Origin of the sequence: Oscillibacter sp. CU971 (assembly GCF_905219725.1) — a bacterium.
GTDB lineage: Bacteria > Bacillota > Clostridia > Oscillospirales > Oscillospiraceae > Oscillibacter.
The window spans coordinates 1-1,136 of record NZ_CAJMXG010000558.1; the positions used below are offsets into that span (position 1 = coordinate 1).

General features: G+C 43.6%; 2 protein-coding genes. One reads left to right on the top strand and one right to left on the bottom strand.

Translation table 11 applies throughout. The annotated features are described in order from the left end of the window. Window positions 1-383, bottom strand: a 383-nt coding sequence (locus tag JX325_RS17420) for a hypothetical protein (RefSeq protein WP_204792264.1), incomplete at its 3' end; no start/stop codon positions are given. A 564-nt stretch (window positions 384-947) separates the two neighbouring features. Between JX325_RS17420 and JX325_RS18575 the strand changes: the two genes are divergently transcribed. Beyond that, the coding region (locus JX325_RS18575; protein WP_204792265.1) for a hypothetical protein at window positions 948-1,136 on the top strand (189 nt) is incomplete at its 3' end.

Sequence of the window (1,136 nt, forward strand, 5' to 3'; positions counted from 1 at the left end):
ATATAAGCATATTCGCCTGAAAGGATATGGTTGTATTCCCGCTTACTTTTAAGGAAGTTTTTTAAACTCTCAAATTCCTTGACACGTAGAGAATTTTTTTCATATTTCTGTGCCAGTTCGTCAGCTGAAATTTCAGCGTCAGCATGTTGCAGAATGGCGGTAACACCATGATCCTGTGCGACTCTGACTTTGATAGCTAATTCTAAGGACATTTGAATATCAACTATAGCTAAAAGCATGTCGCTATATGAGTCAATCCCTTTGTTCAAGTGGATAATTGCGTCATTTAGAAAAATACTGGCGTTCTGGTATAATTTCATGATGATTTTTTCTTCTATCTTACTACAGTGTTCAAAAGTTGAAAAGTTTTGATCTCTATGCATCTTTCAACCCTCCTCTTCCTTCGGCTGCTTTACACCGTATAACACAAGCGATGAACTCGTTCCAGAAAAATTTTCATAAACATTTCTTCTTTCAGATACCAGGTGTGATTGCATTTAAAACAATGCGCATAGACAGTCCCTATTCGTCCAGCAGAAGTTTTTCCGTTCTTTTCGCAGTTGCTTTAACTTTTCACGTTCGACCTGAGAAACACTTTTTTCTGGAGTAGGGGAGGTCTTCTGGTATGGTACCTTCTACAGCCTCTATCGTTTTGCGGGTCTCACGACCAACTTGAAAGTGAGCCGCTGCGGCATCGTCTAAGCCCTAGGTCTGCTCGCGAACCAGCTTTTCCTCCGTTTGCGTAATGCGAAATAGATTTGCCGCCAGTTCTACGCTCCCCATGTGGTCAAGTATCTTCTCGCTTTCCTTTAACCCTTTTCCGCGGTGGATGTCTGATACTCGAAGGTACCATATAAGCCCATGTATCCGGCGTTTTGAAATTCGGCATATTCCTCTTGCACTGTGCTCCCAGCCCGATGTGCTGCTTCCGCCAGGAGAGAACTCCATTGCCAGATATCCCCTCGAATCACCAGCCGCCGACTGTCTTCATTGAGTTGGTTGAACGTATCCGCGATTTCTTACCGTCTGGTTTGGATGGCGAAATAGGTTTGTCCAAGGGCTATGGATTCTTTCCTGGGATCGCCGTTCTGGACAATCAAGTAACAGGCATAGCGCGACAGCACATAATTCTTTAT